The sequence below is a fragment of the Pseudomonas sp. RIT-562 genome (genome assembly GCF_026241895.1).
In the GTDB taxonomy this organism is placed as follows: domain Bacteria; phylum Pseudomonadota; class Gammaproteobacteria; order Pseudomonadales; family Pseudomonadaceae; genus Aquipseudomonas; species Aquipseudomonas mandelii_F.
On sequence record NZ_JAPJIV010000001.1, the window covers coordinates 582,585 to 600,836 of the forward strand.

General features: G+C 52.7%; 11 protein-coding genes. All 11 read right to left on the reverse strand.

From position 1 onward, the window contains the following. Nucleotides 1-29 precede the first annotated feature (29 nt). The 11 genes from ORL50_RS02650 to ORL50_RS02700 all read right to left on the reverse strand — a co-directional run bounded on the left by ORL50_RS02650 (nt 30) and on the right by ORL50_RS02700 (nt 18,244). Nucleotides 30-1,841 (reverse strand): hypothetical protein, encoded by a 1,812-nt coding sequence (locus tag ORL50_RS02650; RefSeq protein WP_266009665.1) that lies wholly within the window; start codon nt 1,839-1,841, stop codon nt 30-32. Further along, on the reverse strand, nt 1,841-4,297 hold the full coding sequence (locus tag ORL50_RS02655) for an AAA family ATPase (RefSeq protein WP_266009666.1): 2,457 nt from the start codon (nt 4,295-4,297) through the stop codon (nt 1,841-1,843). The genes ORL50_RS02650 and ORL50_RS02655 overlap by 1 nt, the downstream gene beginning before the upstream one ends. Continuing rightward, entirely contained in the window at nt 4,297-5,787 is a 1,491-nt protein-coding gene (locus ORL50_RS02660) for a hypothetical protein (protein WP_266009667.1), read from the reverse strand. The genes ORL50_RS02655 and ORL50_RS02660 overlap by 1 nt, the downstream gene beginning before the upstream one ends. Beyond that, nucleotides 5,771-9,163 (reverse strand): DEAD/DEAH box helicase, encoded by a 3,393-nt coding sequence (locus tag ORL50_RS02665; protein WP_266009668.1) that lies wholly within the window; start codon nt 9,161-9,163, stop codon nt 5,771-5,773. The genes ORL50_RS02660 and ORL50_RS02665 overlap by 17 nt, the downstream gene beginning before the upstream one ends. A gap of 6 nt (nt 9,164-9,169) precedes the next feature. Then, on the reverse strand, nt 9,170-10,570 hold the full coding sequence (locus tag ORL50_RS02670) for a protein kinase domain-containing protein (protein WP_169991130.1): 1,401 nt from the start codon (nt 10,568-10,570) through the stop codon (nt 9,170-9,172). A gap of 5 nt (nt 10,571-10,575) precedes the next feature. Continuing rightward, nucleotides 10,576-11,268 carry a PP2C family serine/threonine-protein phosphatase gene (locus ORL50_RS02675; RefSeq protein WP_169991127.1) on the reverse strand — a complete coding sequence of 231 codons (693 nt, stop codon included), beginning with the start codon at nt 11,266-11,268 and terminating at the stop codon, nt 10,576-10,578. Next, entirely contained in the window at nt 11,268-11,927 is a 660-nt protein-coding gene (locus ORL50_RS02680; protein WP_266009669.1) for a vWA domain-containing protein, read from the reverse strand. The genes ORL50_RS02675 and ORL50_RS02680 overlap by 1 nt, the downstream gene beginning before the upstream one ends. Before the next feature lie 165 nt (nt 11,928-12,092). After that, entirely contained in the window at nt 12,093-13,445 is a 1,353-nt protein-coding gene (locus tag ORL50_RS02685; protein WP_266009670.1) for a phospholipase D family protein, read from the reverse strand. Between the two features lie 165 nt (nt 13,446-13,610). Further along, nucleotides 13,611-14,774 (reverse strand): restriction endonuclease subunit S, encoded by a 1,164-nt coding sequence (locus ORL50_RS02690; protein ID WP_266009671.1) that lies wholly within the window; start codon nt 14,772-14,774, stop codon nt 13,611-13,613. Next, on the reverse strand, nt 14,771-16,354 hold the full coding sequence (locus tag ORL50_RS02695) for a type I restriction-modification system subunit M (RefSeq protein ID WP_266009672.1): 1,584 nt from the start codon (nt 16,352-16,354) through the stop codon (nt 14,771-14,773). Before ORL50_RS02695 ends, ORL50_RS02690 begins: the two co-directional genes overlap by 4 nt. Before the next feature lie 33 nt (nt 16,355-16,387). Beyond that, nucleotides 16,388-18,244: a DNA recombination protein RmuC gene (locus tag ORL50_RS02700; RefSeq protein WP_266009673.1), complete on the reverse strand. Its 1,857-nt coding sequence runs from the start codon at nt 18,242-18,244 to the stop codon at nt 16,388-16,390. Nucleotides 18,245-18,252: the final 8 nt, after the last annotated feature.

The window sequence follows — 18,252 nt, forward strand, 5'->3', positions numbered from 1 at the left end:
ACTAGCCCTCTTTCAACTCGGTTTACAAACTAAACCTGTATGGAAAATGCCCTGCGACCAAGGGAATGGAAATCCCTTTTCCCCGCAACAACCTGGTCATATACGCGCCCACTTTTTTGCTGCCGTAGATAGCGCTCTGTCCCACATTCTCCACAATTTGCCTTGAAGCCTGAGGGGCTCTGAAAAACCAGCTCGGTCTTTTCCTTGCACACCGGGCACTTTTCAAGAGAGATGATCTCTTCACGTAGAAGCTCCAGAACAAGCCCCTGCTGAGTTGCGTTGGCTGCTATCAAAGCTTTCTTCAATTTATAAAGGTGTTCATCGGACACTGTCTCGCGCACTTCCAGCACATGTGCCTGATGGTCGACATGTAACCCGGGGACTCCCTCAGCCATGGCAAGTACTTTTACTGGGATTTTGGTAAGCGGTTGCCCATATACCTGCAGTACCTTTTGGTACAGCACTCGATCAATTAACTGGCCAAAGCGCTCCACGCAGTACATGTCAGACGGAGAAAGGGCAATCCAGTGTCCGTGATACGCAGACTGATGTGACTCTTGGCCAATAGCCGGCCAAGCAATGAACCTATGTTCGGGCAGTTGCAGGGATTCGTCAGCTAAAGATGCACTGTTCAGCCAAGGCACCACCGAAAGCAAAACTTCCTCAGCAGGAGATCTGCCTTGGGCGACGCTGACAAGGTTCCATTCCAGCCCGCTCTGTTGCAGCCGTATCTTTCTGCCAGCCCATACACCCTCATCTTGCCCATGCAAATACGGACGTAATGCATGGAGTAACACCAGACCGGCATAACGCGAATAGGCATGCGCCAAGTACTGGTTCCGCTTGAATCGTTCCTCAGGAGTTGCTTTTGTACCTACTTTCGTCCTGTCCAAAAGCTCCCAAAGAATCGCCAGATGTCGATAATGAGGATCATGGCTGAGAATATTCGTCAGGTGGAGCGCTCCAACGACCTGCGCGTTACGGCTAACCAGCGTATACAAGCCACCTTGTTGCAGGCCCGAAACGGTCTTATGCAGAAGCTGAAGGGTTTTGAGCGTTTTGTTCAGAAGGCTCGACGTCTCACTTGTTGCATTCTGATCAAACGTATCCCCCCAAAGCTTGCAGACCTCGTTAGAGAGGCGGAAATCAATGTCTGCTGATTGGTAAAACTCCAGTGCCTGATTTAGGGTGGCCTGAAGACTCGTCAGGGTCGATAGGCGGCCTCGCAAATGGCTTTCGATCTTTTCCAATAGGCGTGCATAGACGCGGTTCTCGTAGATGCCGTAGTCATCTTCGCTAAACCGTGCCAGAACTTTCTTTGGAATTACTCCGCTAAGAGTCTGCCGCTGCCAGCATTCTGAGTGCGATGCCAGGTGCACAAGTGCGCCTTTTGCAAGGCGCCGCGCGCGCGCGATATCAGCAACTTCGTCTTCATAATGAAGATCTAGGCGCGGACGCTGTGATATTTGATGCAAGTGTCCTCGTTGCACTACATCAAGCAGACGCTCCTCAAACAATAGGAGGTGGATTTGATCATCAATAATCTCAGCAGGCATAAGGGGTGAAATCAACTCCGACCGCTGCTGCATTTCGAGGCTTATAGTCTCGATAGCCTTGAATAGTAAATCCAAGTTGCTGGCTTGAGCCTGCTTGGGCATTACAAAAGACCGCACCTCATCACCCAGTTGGCAACGCTCACCTCCATCCCCCACCAAAATGCCTGAAAACTCTGGTGTATGGCCATTAAAGATCAGGTTGGAAACACTAACTTGATAGCGCCCATGTTCAATAAGCGGTGGCAGCTGACGAAGCCGCTCACCCGACAGTCGATCAAGCCACATCAGCTAAGGCCTTCCAGGCGCCGAATATCTGCATCCAGCAGCTCAAACGATTTGCGCGGATCACCATCAAGGTCAGCCTTAATCCAGAAGGTCTCCAGAGCATCCTTCAGGTCTCTTACTGCACCTACACCTACATTATAGCGGCCGGTAACCTTGCCCGATCGCATGACACGAGTAGACAGTAAATGATCCAAGGCCTCACCGGCCGTGGCTCCAGTTGCCAACATTACTGGAATGAAATCCAGTGCCTGTTTCTCAAATCTGTTACCCCAACCCAGAGCGAACTGATTGCTGAGCTGCTCAGTGAATGCATCCTTGGTCAGCCTTTCCATCAACTCAAGCACCTCCCCTTTCCGCTCAACTCGAGCACGCTCAAAGGCTTGGCGTAAGGAACGATAGGAATAGCTCGCCTTTTCTAATTTTTTTATCTCGAAACGATGATCCTGCTTGGGCAGCGTCATCACATGGGCACGGTCATAGGTCTTATCGGCCAGTTCACTGGTAGTTTCATCGTGGTTGGCCGTACCGATAAACCAGACATTCCCTGGCACCAGGATCTTGCGCCCATCACGAAGCATTGCAGGCGCGTTAGGCAGAGCCGTTTCGGACAGGCTAATCAAACGCTTGTCCTTGTTGTTCTTCTCCATTGCAGAAAGAAATTCGGCAAAATACTGCTCAGGGCGAGACAAGTTCATTTCATCGAGCAGGATGACGTTGCAGGTATCCTGCCACCGCGGTGTCTGAGCCTGGTACAGGGCCTGTAGGCAATCCTTCTCGTAGAAGCGCCGCTCAAAAGCGTTGTAATGACCAAGCAGATCGTCCCGGTCGCGCCAGCCCGCCTGAACAGCAATATCCGTACAGAAGCCGCCCATTGCCTCAGCAAAGGCCTTTGCCAAGCTGGTTTTACCGGTTCCGCTGATACCCTGGAATACATGGAGCTGGCTCATGGCCAAACCACCGAGCAGCACTCGAATGTCTTCGAGGGGATAAAACAGTTCTACGTGCTTTTCAGCCTGGGCAATTCGATGCTGAAGCTCTTCGGCAAATTGCTTGAGGTCCGGCAGTGTTTCTAATTCCATGCTCGCGCGGTATTCCTTATCGGAGTCCATAAGCGACATAGCAGGGAATGGCGTCTGCGTTTTCTGATTGTTAGTTAGCTGTTCAATTCGGCTTTCAAGATCGTCAATATGAACAGCTAGCGTATTTTTATGCTGCTCCAGCACGCGCTTTTCGCGTGCCACAGCTTCCAATTCAGTCGCAGCGACGCGCTTGGTACTTAGTTCACGCCGAACATTGTCCAGCTCAGGCCGCAGCGTTGAAACATCACGTTCAAGATCAGACTTACTGCTGCGCAAGTATTCGTTTTCCCGCAGCAGCTCAGCAGTATCAGACTGATCTAGCGTGCGTTTCAGAGTTCTGTTTTCTTCTCGCAAGCTTTCGATTTGCTCAAGAATCTCTGCGGCTGGACGCTCACCCAGCGCATGTTTGAGATCCTGAATATCCGCCAGCTGCTCACTCAACTCCTCGGCCTTTTTCCAGGCTTTATCACGTTGGCGCTCCATTCTGACTAGCTCTTGAGCATGACTCGCACGCTCTAACTCCATTTCAGCGGCAATGCGCTGCTCAAGGCTACTCTCTGCTGTCTTGATATCCCCCCACTCTCGATTCAATCTGGAGCGATCACGATCAAGGTCTATCTTGCTTTGATTGATTTCATGCTCGCGTTGATCCAACAGCCTGGTGCGTTCGGCTTCTTCTTCAGTACAGTTGTACTTGATCTCGGCCAAGCGTCTAGCAGACTGGTTGATCTCATTATCAAGCCTGCACTTTTCTTCGTGTATTTGCTGTAGATGAGTCTGATGCTGCTTAGTCAACTGGCGCTGGCGCTCATCAAGCTGACGCAGAGCGTGCTCATTCTGCTCAGCGAAATCAGCCTCCGCGTTTGTCTCGCGCAGCTTCAACGAGCGCTCGATATCCAGCAGCTCGGACTTCTTCCGAGCTAGGCTTACTTCCTTGCCTTCCAGTTCTGCTGCCCTGTTCTCAAAAGCACTTTTGGTGCACTCGAAATCAGCCAATTGCGAGGCGAACACCCTCTCTTTTTCTTCACTGGCCAGCACAAGCTTATTGGCCTCATTCCACCGGGCTGAATATTCTTCGTGTAGTTTTTCCTTGAACTTCACAAGCTCTTTGCAAAGCTCCGCAAATTGCTCGATCCACCGAGCGAACTCTTTAGAGCCCTCTGCCTGGAGACGCTCACACACTCTACTTAGCCAGCCTTGGTCAACATCTATATCGAGACTCATGTCGAAAGACAGATAAACCTTGGATGCGCTCTCAAATGACGCACTCCAAACAGACAATTGCTTTTCAACCAACGAGCTCTGAACGCCTGCATTGGTAGCTGCTACAGCTGGCCCCTGTTGCGGGCCATACTTATTCGAAGTCTTCTTTCCCATTACATCCATTCCTTAAAGCGCGCAGTAAAGCTCAGGGCGTACTGGATGCTGTCCAGTGCCATCCGTGTAGTAAGTTGAACAGCTGTTTTTCCAGTAAAACTGCTCTGGCCGTGGCTGCTCTGATTACGCAGATCCGCGAGTTCGAGCAGTGTTGCCAACTGTAGCTCTTGATCACTCAGCATCTTAAGCGGGTGCTGCGCCGAACTAAGAACGCCCACAGCAGCAGCAAAAAGGAGGGCCTTGAGTGAGTCTGATGGGCTGGAGCAGGCCCGGACTACCTGATCGATCTTCTGCCTGGACAATAGCCTGATGACATCCTCGGTAAACGCGGGAATTTTCAGCGCAGAAAGGATTCGCTGATTTAACTTATGATCATGTCTTTGTTGTTTTGGTAGTTGTCCTACTTCGGCAGGATACGTGCGAATCAGCCATTGCATTACGACTTCCAGCAACTTCTGGCATTCCATAATCGCAGCAGCCATCTCATGCTCGCCGCTGTCACCTTGCGAGAGCTTCTCCTTCCGCACCAGAAGTGCCGCTATATAGCGTTTAAGGTCAGGCTGGCGTTCTACCCAGGGATACTCAATCAAGACCTGAAGGTCTGTCTGCTTGTGCAATGACGTCAGCCATTCCTCGACGCTCTGGTTATCACAGCGTGGCACAGCCACCAATGACTCAAGACGTCTAAGCAAATTTGAGTTACGTTCAACCATCTGCTGCAGCGAAGACTGGAGCCACCATGCGTTATCACGCAGCTCAAACGGGTCCTTTACCGACCATAGATCAACCCCTTCACTGTCCGCCGCAATCCAAACAAAAATCCGCGCAGGTTGAGGTGCATCATCCAAACGTTGCACCCCCTGAAGCTTGACTTGTTTCGGCGACTGGCTGCTTTGGTCGAGCTGCTGGCTTGAGCGAAAGTCTTCACGGTAGTCCCGATAGGTCCTCATCAATGACTCATGATCGAGTTGAGGTAACTCAATCCTGCTGCCTGCAATTAGGAACGGTTTAATCGATTTACCGGTTTTTCTTTCGGCCATGAATTCAGGGTACTTAGCCAGAGGATCCGTTGACTCAATCTGTCTCAGTTCTGCAACTAAACGAGGCCAGAACCTACCGGTTATAGCGTCCTGCAGCAGGTACCCAGACTTCAGGTTGGAAGCGTCCGAATCTTCATCATCTAACAAACGCTCACCTAGCGAGGTCAGTGCATCTGCGTTTGCAACAAGCCACCCGTTACTCACTCCCTGCGCCAAAATCAGCTTGATCAAGGTCCTATGCAACCCGGTGAGTTCAGCAATTACTTCTGATCGGACAGTGCGTGCACGAATCAAACCCAGAACAGCACGCTGGAACAAATTCAGCTGTGGACGCGTAACGTCTGGGTACAAGACCCGATGGACCATCACTGGCCAAAGCACGGGCTTGCAATTTGCTCTCGGCTTTTCTCCGAACTTCAAATAAGTGCCGGTTTCAACGAAGGATGCCATGTTCACCTCCGCACATCTGATAGAAGGCCGCCAGCGCTGGTACTGCCTTTTCTGCTTCTGGAGAAGTTGCCAACGCGGCATCGCCTACACAAATCAGCATTTGCCGCTGACGGCTCATGGCGACGTTCATGCGGTTCGGTAAGCGCAAGAACCCGAATTGGCGATTCAATTGCTTCTCGCGATCACTCTCTTCATCCTCCGAGATGGAATTTGGCTTTGCCGACTGGTAGGTCCGGACACAGGACAGCAGAACAACATCAAACTCCTTACCCTGGAACGCGTCGACAGAGCCAACACGTAGTCGCTCTTCCAAAGATACAGAGCCATCTCCCCGTACCTTTCTTACCCACTTAAACTGTTCATGCGGCTCGTATGAACCATTGCGCAGTTCCATCAACGGAACATCGTCTATCCGCGACAGAGCAAGCTTTTCCATAATCAGATCGCGCTGAGCTGCGTAGAATGTAATGACGCCAACCGAGAGGCTATCCCCGCCAGCCTGCATGAGCAGTACGACTTCATCAGCTATGCGCTCAGCCTCAATCTCCCGTACACGACTCGTCCCTCTATGCTGATCCTTGCCCAGCGCAACGGGCATATCGATCCACTGACACACTCGGTCACGGTAGTAAGCTTCATGCGCCCCTAGAGCAGCTAAAAATGTTTCATCGAAGGCAAGATCTGCAGCAGTTCGGCCAGAGAACACCTCTCCCATACCAACAGCCTCGTAGAAGTTTTTACTGACGAAATCACCCAATATCGGATGCATACGGAACTGGGTGTCCAGCATCACAACCCGGCGGAAATTGTCCTTTTTTTCAAGCTCCTGCAGCTTTACTCGCATACGTTCGAACAAGCTGGAGCGGAACGCGACCAGTTGCAGCTCGGTAAGCTGATGTTCCTCTTGCAACTGCCCTTCGATGTCTGGCTCGAGCATATGCGGCAACTGTCGGTCATCACCAACCAAAACAATGCGCCGTTTAGCCATAGCCATCGGTACAAATAGATCCAAGGGATTTGCACGCGCCGCTTCGTCGACCACTACCGTGTCGAATTCGATTTCGGAACTATCCAACCCTGCTACTGACTTCAGACTTGCCATCTGTTGTCCAGCAGCCTGCTGGCAAGTTGCCCCCACCACCATGGAATACTCGTCAACAACTGCGTGAGCAGCTGTCCGATCAATCGCAAGACTATCGGCAAGCTGCTCCAGCACCCATGCCACGCCCTGTTTCCTTTGACGTAACTTGTCCTCAAGATGCCTGTCAATTTCATCGAGAAGCGTCAATCCTTCAGGGTCAGCTTGGTATTTCAACTCCGCGGGTCGGTAATCCGGCAAGAATTGCTCGAGCAAGCGCGCCTGCCAGACCGCAAGTGCCTGCAAGGAAGGTTCCGGTAGTTGCCGGCTATCCGCAGCTTCCTGCAGCAGTGCCAGTAATTCAGCACCGCAATTCTGGCCATGACGTTTCAGCCAGTTGAGCAGATCCCAGGCGCGATCTGAGCCATCGTCATTGAAAGCCAATACATCAACTCTCAATGCGCGAATGCGCCTCAGGGCTTGCACGTCCGGTCGGCTCTCCGCCGAACTTGGCCCTCGCTGTTGTAACTGTTCGATATAATCTTCGAGCTGACTTTCGAGCTTTGGTGGCAGGACCAGGCCATTGCAATCCAAATCTCGCAACCCGTGTAGAATGCTGCCGAACGCTTCTGCTTGTTGGCTTGGTGATGCGCCAGCAACCCGAGCGAGAGCTAGCTTGTATGACAGATCCCTAATGTGCCCAAGCTCCGGGTACTTGCTGTACTCGACAGCAATCTTTTCTTGCAAGTGAGCCGAATGCCGTTCGAGCCAAGGATCGATGAGAGATTCATCATCTCCAGCTCCGCGCTTACCGCCTACACGCGCACCAGGTAAGCCGTATACATCGCTACGCTCAAGTGCGTTGTCCACAGCATCGTGCTGAAAGCTGCTGATCAGAACCTGCGCAGCAATGTTTTGATCTTGCGCTTCTTCCGCTAATCGACGCTGGAGCGCTGCAATTACTTGCGTCTTGCCCGTACCGGGTGGGCCGATAATGATGGCTAAATCCGGCGTATTCAGCGCGGCATAAAGGGCTTTCTTTTGGTTTTCAGTGGGTTTTCCGCCTTTGAAGGTTTCCTGTGCATAAGGCGTTAGTCCATTAATCGGTCGGCGCCTGGCTGCTGGTACCGGAACGCCTTCCAATAGCCATTTCAGCTGAGGCAGCCGCTTGCCCGAATCAATCGAGCGCTTTGCTGCAAGACGTCGTTTGCCCACAGTGCGATGGCCCGCTAACGAGAGATAAAGCCAACCCTCAGCTTGTTTAGGGCGAACATCGCGCCGGTTTGAAGCAGGCTTGAAGACAACACAATCCTGCTCAAAACGTATAGTGCCGCGCGGTGTGCTTACTGCCGTCTTCGCCTCATCAGTAGCCAGTTCTTCCGCCCAGTCGGGGCGCTCGTTACTCAAGTCAACTTGGGTGCTGGTAGTCAATTCGAGGTTGCGCCAACGTTCACGAAACTCTCGGTAGTCATCCTGTGATTTCGGGGTCAGGTGCCATGTGTTTTCCCGGCCATCTTCAACTCCCACGCATTGCACGAAACGCAGCGAGCGCAACGTCTCTGCCACTTTAAGAGCGCCCTGCCACTCTTTGTCGTTGTACAAATTCCATAACTCGAGGTAACCGGCATTGTCCCGCAGCGCGGCGTCCAGCAACGCTTGCTGGCTGGCACTGTTGAGTACCGCTGCGACCGAGGCATCACGAAACTCGGACTGACCGACTAGCAAAGAGTAAGCACCGTCGCGCCGCACCTGCCGGGTAACGCGCTTGACCAACAGTCCGCGATTCGCGCCTTGCTCTACATCAGCACGCCAGCCCTGGCCGAACAACTGAAAGCCACCCTTGGATGTACTGTTAGCGAAGCGTGCAACCGTGAGCCAGTCGCCCTCAGCAAGCCCTCGCACTAGAAACTTTTCGGCAAACCAACGGCAGGCAAGGTCGATGTTCATCTCCGCAATTTCATGCTTGTTGTAGATATCCTCCACAATGAGCTCGTCGACACCCAGCTCAAGTTGCATGACTGAGACTTCAACCGGCGCGCAGTACTGAACCAACAGCTTCCCGCTCTGCTTGCTGGTGAGTAGCCAGCGAACCTGGTCACGCAAAACAAGTCGGCTAAACAGCCCATAATCCGCTGGTGCACAGTTGACCCTGATGCGCGAGTCTCCCTGAACCGCCAGCCACTCATCTTGGTAGTTCTGAAGGAAAATCGCCTGTCCTGCCTGAAAGTCGTCGATGCGCTCGTCCGTGGAGAGCACCAGTACATCCACGGACAGCATGGGAAAGTCTTTAAATTCCATAAGCCATCACCACCTGAACTGCCAAACGACATGGGACTCTTCAAGCTCGCCCACATGGATCTGATAAGGCTCCACATGCTGCCCACGCAGACTTTCCTTGATACCCTGGTAGCGCTCCAGCGGCTTCATCGCCTCACCACGCTGAAGATGCAACGTGGCCTCTGGTAATGGGTGGATACCCAGCCCCTGCTCGGTGTACTCAATGCGGATATTGTCAGCAGGCCAGCGGTCATAGCTGAACGTCGGCATCAATCGCTTGAGTTCCAGATTACCTCCCGGTTGCAGCCATACCTTGCGCCCGGTCGCGACCCAGTTGCCCGGCTCACAAGACTGCCCCTGATCGCCTTCCACCAGAGCAATGAATTCCTCGAATAGCACCAGCCTGCTATCAGCGGCTTCATCGCAGAAAAAACATGACGTGTCATGGATTGAGTCCAGCTCAACAGGCAACAACGTGCTACCGCCGCAGCTCGCGCAGTCAAAAAGACGTTCATCTATTTCCGTCAGCGCTTCCAGCCACTCCGCCATGCTCGGACGCTCGCTAGCGCGATGCCGGCCCTGCTCGAAACAACGACTAAAAAGTTCGGACAGCCGACTGTGCTCGATAAGCTGAATAGGCAGGTTCGCAAAACACTGATTCGCATCGTCTTGCGATTCATAAATCCAAGGATGCGCACCACGCAGGGCTGCCTCCTCTTCCTCCGGCTCGCCTTCACTAACCAACTCACCCTTGAAGGGGTGGTTGTGTGTAAGTAACTGATAGGAAATAACCGCGAAACTCCAGCTGTCTGTCAGACTGGACAGCAGCGCATCGCCACGGACGATCTCTGGGGCACCATAGTCAGCGGTATGCAAGGTCAGGCCGCTATGCGCTTCGAGACTGATATTGTCGCAATCGATCAACCAGGTTTCCGCATAGGCCGGGTCATCCGAGACGAAGATATTGCTCGGCGACAAATCTCCATACAGCATGCCACGCGCATGCAACTGATTCAGGGTTCTCGCCAGCTGGCTCAATATTCGAACACGCCGCCGCAGACCACCCTGATGCAGATAATCGGCAACGGCCTCTTCCTCTGCATTTACAAAGCTGTCAAACAGGCTTTGCAAAGGAACCAAACCGTCCATCAGCTCCATGACATAGCCAAAGCGTGGCTCAGCCAAAAGTACCAAGGGTCTGGCCAGCTTCAGTTCACTAAGATCCTGGCGAATCAACCAGGCGATATGACTGCGCCAACGTTGACGAGCCGGCACATCTTTTTTGGTAAACCCCTTTATAAGAACCTGAGGAAACTGAGTTCGGTAGACAATTCCTTGTCCCCCTCGACTCATCTCTTCCCTCAGCTCATAAGCCGAGCCTTTCGTGTCCTGCACGCGCTTCTGTTGCGCTGTCGTAGTCGCGGTCATTTGCTTCAATCCGTTCTGAAAATTCCAACGATGGACTTGTCATCGCCATGGCGCGGCGTGGACCAGCCATTCAGTTCTCTCGTCAGCCATTGGCGCATACGACGTTTACTGCAGCGCAAGCGGCGCTGGTAAATAGCATCGAAGAAAGGCTCCAACTGCTCAGGAATCAGGTCGTCCGATATGCCGTCAGTCATCAGCAGCACACCATCTCCGGACCTGCTCAAATCAATCTCGGCGCTGTAGCATTCCTGAGAACTAGCCTGCGCCAGAGTAGCGGTCTGATTACAGAAGCCTCCACGTCGGCTTGTCAGCACCCTGAACACACCCTGACTTCTGACCAACAGCAATCCATCCCCAACCTGACCAACCACACCGCGTCCCGATGCATCTAACTTTGCCCACAGACAGGTTGTTTCGTGTGCCCTGTAACGATCACCGAAGTGCGCCAGCCAGGCATCACGCAGGGTTGAGCCGACCGTTTCATGTGACATTTCTTCTCGCTGACGGGCTAACTGCCTGAACAGTTGTACGGCTTTCTGTGAACCGATATGGCTGAGTGGGCGACTGCCCAGCCCGTCAGCCACAGCAAGACACCAACCACCGCGAATACCTCTGATACAGAAAGCATCCTGATTGGGCGTGCCCTCCTGCTGATGCGCGGGGCCTCGCACGGAGGCCCCACCCGCCAACAAACGCATCAGAATTCCCAGTCTTGATCGTCGGCGTTAGGAATCTGCAAAGGCATTGAATGATTAGGCGTAGCCGACTGGCTACGTGCACTGACACTCATGCTCACCGCACGGAAGAAACGGTGGATGTCACGAGCATTCTCGGCGCGAAACAGCGGTGCCTCAGGATCGTTGGCGAAATCGCTAAGCATGGCCTCGTCCGCATCAGCGCCAATGGCCATGGCAAAGCGAGTGGCCTTGGATGAGCGCTCGCCATTGACCAAGCGAGCAAGAGGAACTTCCCAATCATCATTGGGATAGCCATCGGATACCAGCACGATAACCGGCGTGTAGACACGGGTAGAGTCTTCGATCATCTGGCTGGCCAACGACAGTGCGCCGCCCAGAGGGGTCATGCCTTCTGCAAGCAGTGGCGTGAAACTTTGCAGTTGATGAGCCGGGGTCAATGGCAGGTTCACCTCAGCCTGACTTCCGCCAAAGGTGATCACACTGACTTGGATCTCAGCGCGCAAACGGCTTTCACCGGCAAAGCTGGCGATCATGTCCTTGAGCCCCTTATTCAGGGCTTCGATCTTGCCATCGACCGACATACTGCCGCTGGTGTCCGCCAGCACGATGATCGGCAGTGGGCGAGCAGTTTGGACTTGGAATTTTTTCAGTTCTGACATGGGTACTTTCCTTGTTAATTAATAAGAGACTCTTACCCTTAAGCGCATTTCATGCCAAAAGAATAAAATCCATAAAAATCAATAATTTAATAACTTTTACGTTACGAAGAGTTCAGAACAAAAATAAATATTCTTATCAAAAAGTAAATATATTTATCGAAAATATCAGTAGATCTTCACGCTAAAACCAAGTGCTCGGAGAGCCTTGCTGGTTCGGCCATTACGGGGTGGAACGACTTCCGGCCGGGCCCATCCAACCACCTCAGCGAAGGAGTTCAAGCCGTAACGCGAAATGCCATACTCCGAATCACGACCCGCATGGTAAAGACGCTGCCAAATCTCTTCATTTGGCCCCCCATAAAGCACGTAGTGGAGCAATTGGCGCACATCCCAGCCTTTACGGTTGCGCTGGCGTAGGATCAGCTCTGCGAAGGGATCAACGCGTGAATCCCGATCCAGTGTATTGAGCTCCGGGCGCCCGAGCACCGTCAGGGGAACCTTGATGATATGGTCCATGGTGGCGTGCGTGTTACGACACAGGGTGGCGAACTCTTCGCATGTCAGCCCCATTACTTTGTCTTGCGCCAGTAGAGCACGCACCGTCGGAGCACTATCGTAGAGCGCGTAATCCTCCCTTGAGGGGGCTTCCGGCAGTGATTTCCACCAATTCAGCTCAGTTTCCAGCGCCGCTTGTGGGTTGCCCTTGTTGCGCTGGTGATAGTCCTCATAGGGTTTATGAAGGCTGTCACCAACGTGGTTGTAGTAATACGCATGCAGGAACTGATCGACCTGCCAGGCTGCTGGAACATCGGCGCTAACCCAATTCGGGCGATAGTCACCTAGCTGTTGCTGGATGCTTTGCAAAATACCCAGGGTACTCAACCATTCGCGCTTGAAGGCCTCCTTGCGCCGATCGAATGCTGCCTTCTTCTGTACGAAGCTAGGCCCCTCCCATTCGGTATGTTGCCGTTTCTTGATGGCGTCGATATAGACACCTTTATTCAGGACATTGAGCCGTTCCATTTCAGCGATGTAATCCGCCGAAATGGGTATGGTTACATCCAGCTCTCGTAGGTATTCGAAGAAGTCCTCCAACTGGTTATCCATGCCGTTGGCTACCAACTCATCTTCCGAAAGAAAAACCCCCGCCTCGATATTCGTCAGCCAGCCGTTATCCGTGTGGTTGGCTGAGCCGATGTAAGCGCCATAGCCTTTCCACCAGATAAGTTTGGGGTGAAAGCGATCCGGGACGAATCGCGTGAAGATGTTGTTCTGTTGATGCCTGAGTAGACGCTTGAGCAACTCCACCGAGACTGGCACCGTATGGTCGTAGCGCATCCACAGGTCCAATCGCAGCTTGTTAGCCACGCAATGCCCAACCAGGTCCTGGGTTATATCAGAGGCACTGCTGCCGTAAGCCACAGCAGCCAATACGCCATCCACCTGAACCTCGGTGGACAACTCTGGCAGCAGATCGCGTAGGTGCGTTCCGTTAATTCGGTTGGCGATCAGTTTCATGCCGATTCCCTTCAATGCATTGAGTGACCGGACTGTTTATCAGCCTTTATTGAGGCGACTAACGCCAGTAGGTTCATGGCCTCGTCAATAGGGACGACGGTAGTGTCTCGGCAGCTTCGGAAATGGGTGAGTTTGAGGGACTTGAGGCGCATGGTGATGTCCTTATTAGAGCTGACCCGAAAAAGCCATATGACTTAGCGAAGAAATATTATCATTTAGCCCTACTAGGGAGGACTCCATCCCCTCACGCACACTTCTGTGCTTATAAAAGGCTTCCTCAAATTTGATCTGCAGGCTTTCAGGAGGACAGATGAACCGAACCTCTTCTAACTTGCCTTTGCTAATCATGCCTTTCATTGAGTTTGTAGAGGCTGCTTGAATTAACTTTTTGCAGTATTTAACCAACGCATACAAAAACAAACCATTGACACCAAACTTTGGCGTTAGAGCATTAATCTGCTGATTAAACGCTACCTCCCTATCCACATAGGCAGCATTACCAATGCAGTCGAAGCTCCCCGCGATACAGGTTAATAGTGTCGAACCCGCCGCCACACGGCGCCCCGCTTTATAGCCGACCTCAGACAAGTATTCAGCCGCCGGAGTCAATAAATCGCTTGGAGTATTGATATTGTCGGATTTAATCCACTCGATGAAATCACCGTAGTATTCAAGATTATCTCTCGGCGGGGTATTTCCTGTAGTCACTACAGCCATTTCTTTAATTGACTTTATCTCCCACCCCTTCGGATTGGTTACCGGGTCACCGAACATATCCAAAAACACCGCGCGGAGGAGGTCGTCGACGAATTGGATTGCCTGCTGGCGTTTGCGGCGGATAGCGTCGGCCTTGTCGAGGATGGCGGCGATGCGTTTTTGTTCAGGCAGAGGCGGGAGGGGGATTTCGAGCGCACGGATATATCCTGCTGAAAGATTTTTTTGTGCAACCCCTTGAGCATCCCGATTAAATTTGGCTTGTTGCGACCGTAGCCAAAATTTCAAATAACTTAATTCAAGAGTATTCGTCTCTGGCTTAATACCGAGAATTGCCTGATTTGTCGAAACTAAGCCCTTCACAATTGCTGTTTTACCTACAGACCCATACATCGCAAACAGCAATGTTCCTTCATCAAAAACACGCCCACGTATAGCCTCCAACCCTTCTTTCGTAATGTACTCCTCGGTGTCAGAGATATAACCATCGCCTGATGCTTCTAGATCGCTTATTTTCGCCCATGGGATACTCCCTCCCCAGTAGGATTCGGCTCCTCGGCTTGGAGTTCCACCGCTTTGAATTGAGCAAATTTCTGACAAAGTAGCTTTAATCACAGCATCCCCTCCAGCTCATCCAGATTCGCCTGAATTTCCTGCTCCAGCCCTTTAAGCCTCTGCATAATTACCTTCGGGTCTTCGTACTTTTCCTGCAGGTACATCACTTTCTTGTAGCGGTTGATGGAGAGGTCGTACTTGTTAGCTGCGATATCTTCGGCTGGGACGACAAAGGCTTTCTTGCTCTTGTCGCCGAACAGGGTGTTGATGGTGCTGTCGCTGATATTGCCGTCGACCATTTGCCGGTAAACTTGCCACTGGGCGATGGCGCCGGGCAGGTCGTTGCTACCCTCCCCCTTCAGTTCTGTACGTTTATCATCCAGAGAATACCCATCAGCCTGCACGTCATAGAACCAAACCCGTTCGGTGCTACCACCTTTTGTGAATATGATGATGGCGGTGCTAACCCCTGCATACGGTTTGAACACTCCGCTGGGCAGGCTGACAATGCCTTCGAGCTGGTTGTTTTCGAGCAGTTCCTGTCGTAGTTGCTGGTGAGCCTTGCTGGAGCCAAACACTACGCCATCAGGCACGATCACCGCGGCGCGACCGCCGAGTTTGAGCGAACGCAGAATGTGGGCGACGAACAGCAGCTCAGTCTTCTTGGTCTTCACCAACCCCAGCACATCAGGGTTGGTATTACTCTCGTCCAAGCTGCCCTTGAACGGCGGGTTGGCTAACACCACGTCAAAATAGTTCTGTTCCTGCCGTGGATAATGCTCTTTGATAGATTTGCTCAGGGAATCCTGGTAGCGAATGTTCGCGCCGTTTACCCCGTGCAACATCATGTTCATGCTAGAAACCCGCAGCATAGTGGTGTCGAAGTCAAAGCCCCAGAACATCTCCGTATTAATGTGCTGGCGGTAGGGTTCGAGCTGGTCACCGGTGAAGTGCTGATTGCCATCTTCATCGGTGAAGATACCCGACTCACTGGAGTGCTCGCGGTTGAGGTATTCCATGGTGCGGGCGAGGAAGCCCGCCGTTCCGCAGGAGGGGTCGCAGATCACGTCTGTCGGTTGTGGAGCAATCAGCTCGATCATGGCATCGATAATGTGGCGCGGCGTGCGAAACTGACCATTGATGCCGGCAGTGGTGAGCTTGCTTAGCAGGTATTCGTAGATATCGCCCTTCACATCGCTCTGAGTCAGCGGCAGGTCGTTGACCATCTCCACGGCAGAGGCCAGTACGGACTCGTTCTTGATCTCCAGATCGGCGTCCTGCATGTACTCGCTGATATGGCCAAGACCTTCACGCTCACCTCTCTCGCCGTCGGCGATGCCGAGCTTGGCGAAAAAGGGATAGACCTTCTGTTTGAGGTGCTTGTGCAGCTCCTTGCCACTCATATTGCGGAAATTTTTCCAGCGTAAAAGCTGCCCTTCCGGAGTATCGGGGAAAAGGCGGTCGAAAGCGTTGCCGCTGCGATTGGCTTTGCGCTCAGCCACGTCCTCTTGCATGTCGAGCATACGGGCGAACATCAGGTAGCTGATTTGCTCGATCACCGTCAGCGGGTTGGTGATGCCGCCAGTCCAGAACTTTTCCCAGAGCTTGTCGATATCGGTGCGGATTTTACCAGTGAGCATGCGAGGTACTTCTCTTGTTCAGAAATTTGGAGATTAGAGCTGGACAGCTAGCTCATCTTCGGATGATTGTTGGGCGAGTAGCGGCATGGCTTCAGTGGGCTCCGAAGCTTCGTCGATGGCTTCGACAATCAGTGACAGCCGTTCGCTTTCAAAGTCCATGTGAGCAGGCTCGAGCGCCGGCAAGGTTTTGCTGACCTTGGCTGAGAGCTTGTTGAAACGCTCAACTTTGCCGTAGAGACCCTGCTTACCGGCTAGAGCCTTGACGGTTTCGTTGTAGTGGTTGCTGACGGTATTAAGCGTGCCACCCAACTTACCGAGGCGCTCAGCCACAGTGCAGACCTGGTTGTAGATCTCGCCAGCCTTCTCGCTGATTTCCCGCGCCTCGGCGTTGCTGCGTTCGATCATCCAAAGGTTGGAAACCGTGCGCAGGATGGGAATTAGGGTGGTATGTGAGACCAGCACGATGCCCTTCTTGTATCCGTACTCAAACAAGTCTTTATTATGCTTCATGGCCTCGATGTAGGCCGGCTCAATTGGCATGAACATCAGCACGAAGCTGGGGCTGCGCATGCCAACGAGATTGGTGTAGTCCTTGGATGCAAGGTCATCGATATGCTTACGCACGGCTTTGATGTGTTCGGCCATAGCAAGCTGGTACGCCTCAGGTGACTCAGCGCCGACAGCGCGATCATAAGCGTTCAGTGACACCTTGCTGTCGATAATGATGTGCTTACCATCCGGTATTTTTACCAGGTAATCGGTCTGCTTACTTCTACCCTCGGCATCCTTAAAGGCGCTTTGTACCTCGAAGTGTGCTTCTTCGATTAACCCGCTCATTTCAAGCGTCCTGCGCAACTGGGCTTCACCCCAAGCGCCTCGCTGCTGCGAGTCGCCCTTGAGTGCTGAGGTGAGGTTATTGGCCTCTTTGCTCATTTGCAGACCGATATCAAGAACCTTTTTGATTTCACCATTGAGGCTGGTGTTGCCCTGCTGAGAGGCGTCATGCACGTCGTTGATACGTTTCTGGAAACCCTCGATCTGCTCGCGAAAAGGCTTGAGAAGACCGTCGATACTGGTCTGACTGGTATGGGTGAATGTCTTGCCTTTCTCTTCGAAGATCTTGTTGGCCAGGTTTTCAAATTCCTGGGTGAGCGACTTCTTGGTGTCAGACAGTTGGGTCATCTGCTCCTGAAAGTGCTCCTCGCGTTTCTGTAGGGTGGTTTTAAGCTCGGTATGGTCGGAACCGAGCTTATGCAGACGTTCCTGCAACTGGTTGAAAGACTCTATCTGCTGGGCATGCGTTTGCTTGGCCTCTGCAAGTTGCTCGCGCACTTCTCGTTCGGAGGTTTCTAGCGCCTTAGCCCGTTTGCCTTCGCTCGCCAGCTCGTCCTTCAGACCGTCGCGCTCAGTTTGCATGGACGCGTTTTTCGTTTCTGCAGCGGTAAGCCGCTCTCGCAGCTCAGCGACCTGCTCTTGAAAGCCCCGCAGTTCAGCCTGGGCCGTTTCCAAGCGTTTGGCCGTCTCATGATGATGTTGGTTCGCCTCTTCCAGTTTCAGCTGCAATGCCGCGCCTGTGTCTTTGCTTGTTAGCAGGTCAGCAGAGAGGCGTGTCGCTGTATCGGCTGCAGCGTGCAGCTGTGTCTGCAGCTTGCCTTGCTCCACCTGAAGGTTATGGCATTGCGCCTCTTCTGCTTTGAGCTGGCCTTGCAGTGCGGTCTGTTGGGCATCAGCAGACGCTTGGCCTTGCTGTGCCTGTTCTAGCTTCGCAGTCAGCATGCTGAACTGCCGCCCCTGCCGCAGGGCCGCGATGAAGTAGCCAATCACGGCACTGGCAATGGCGAGCACTGCGCTGATCACGATAATTTCCATCGTCCATTGGCTGGCTAGCATAATTGCTC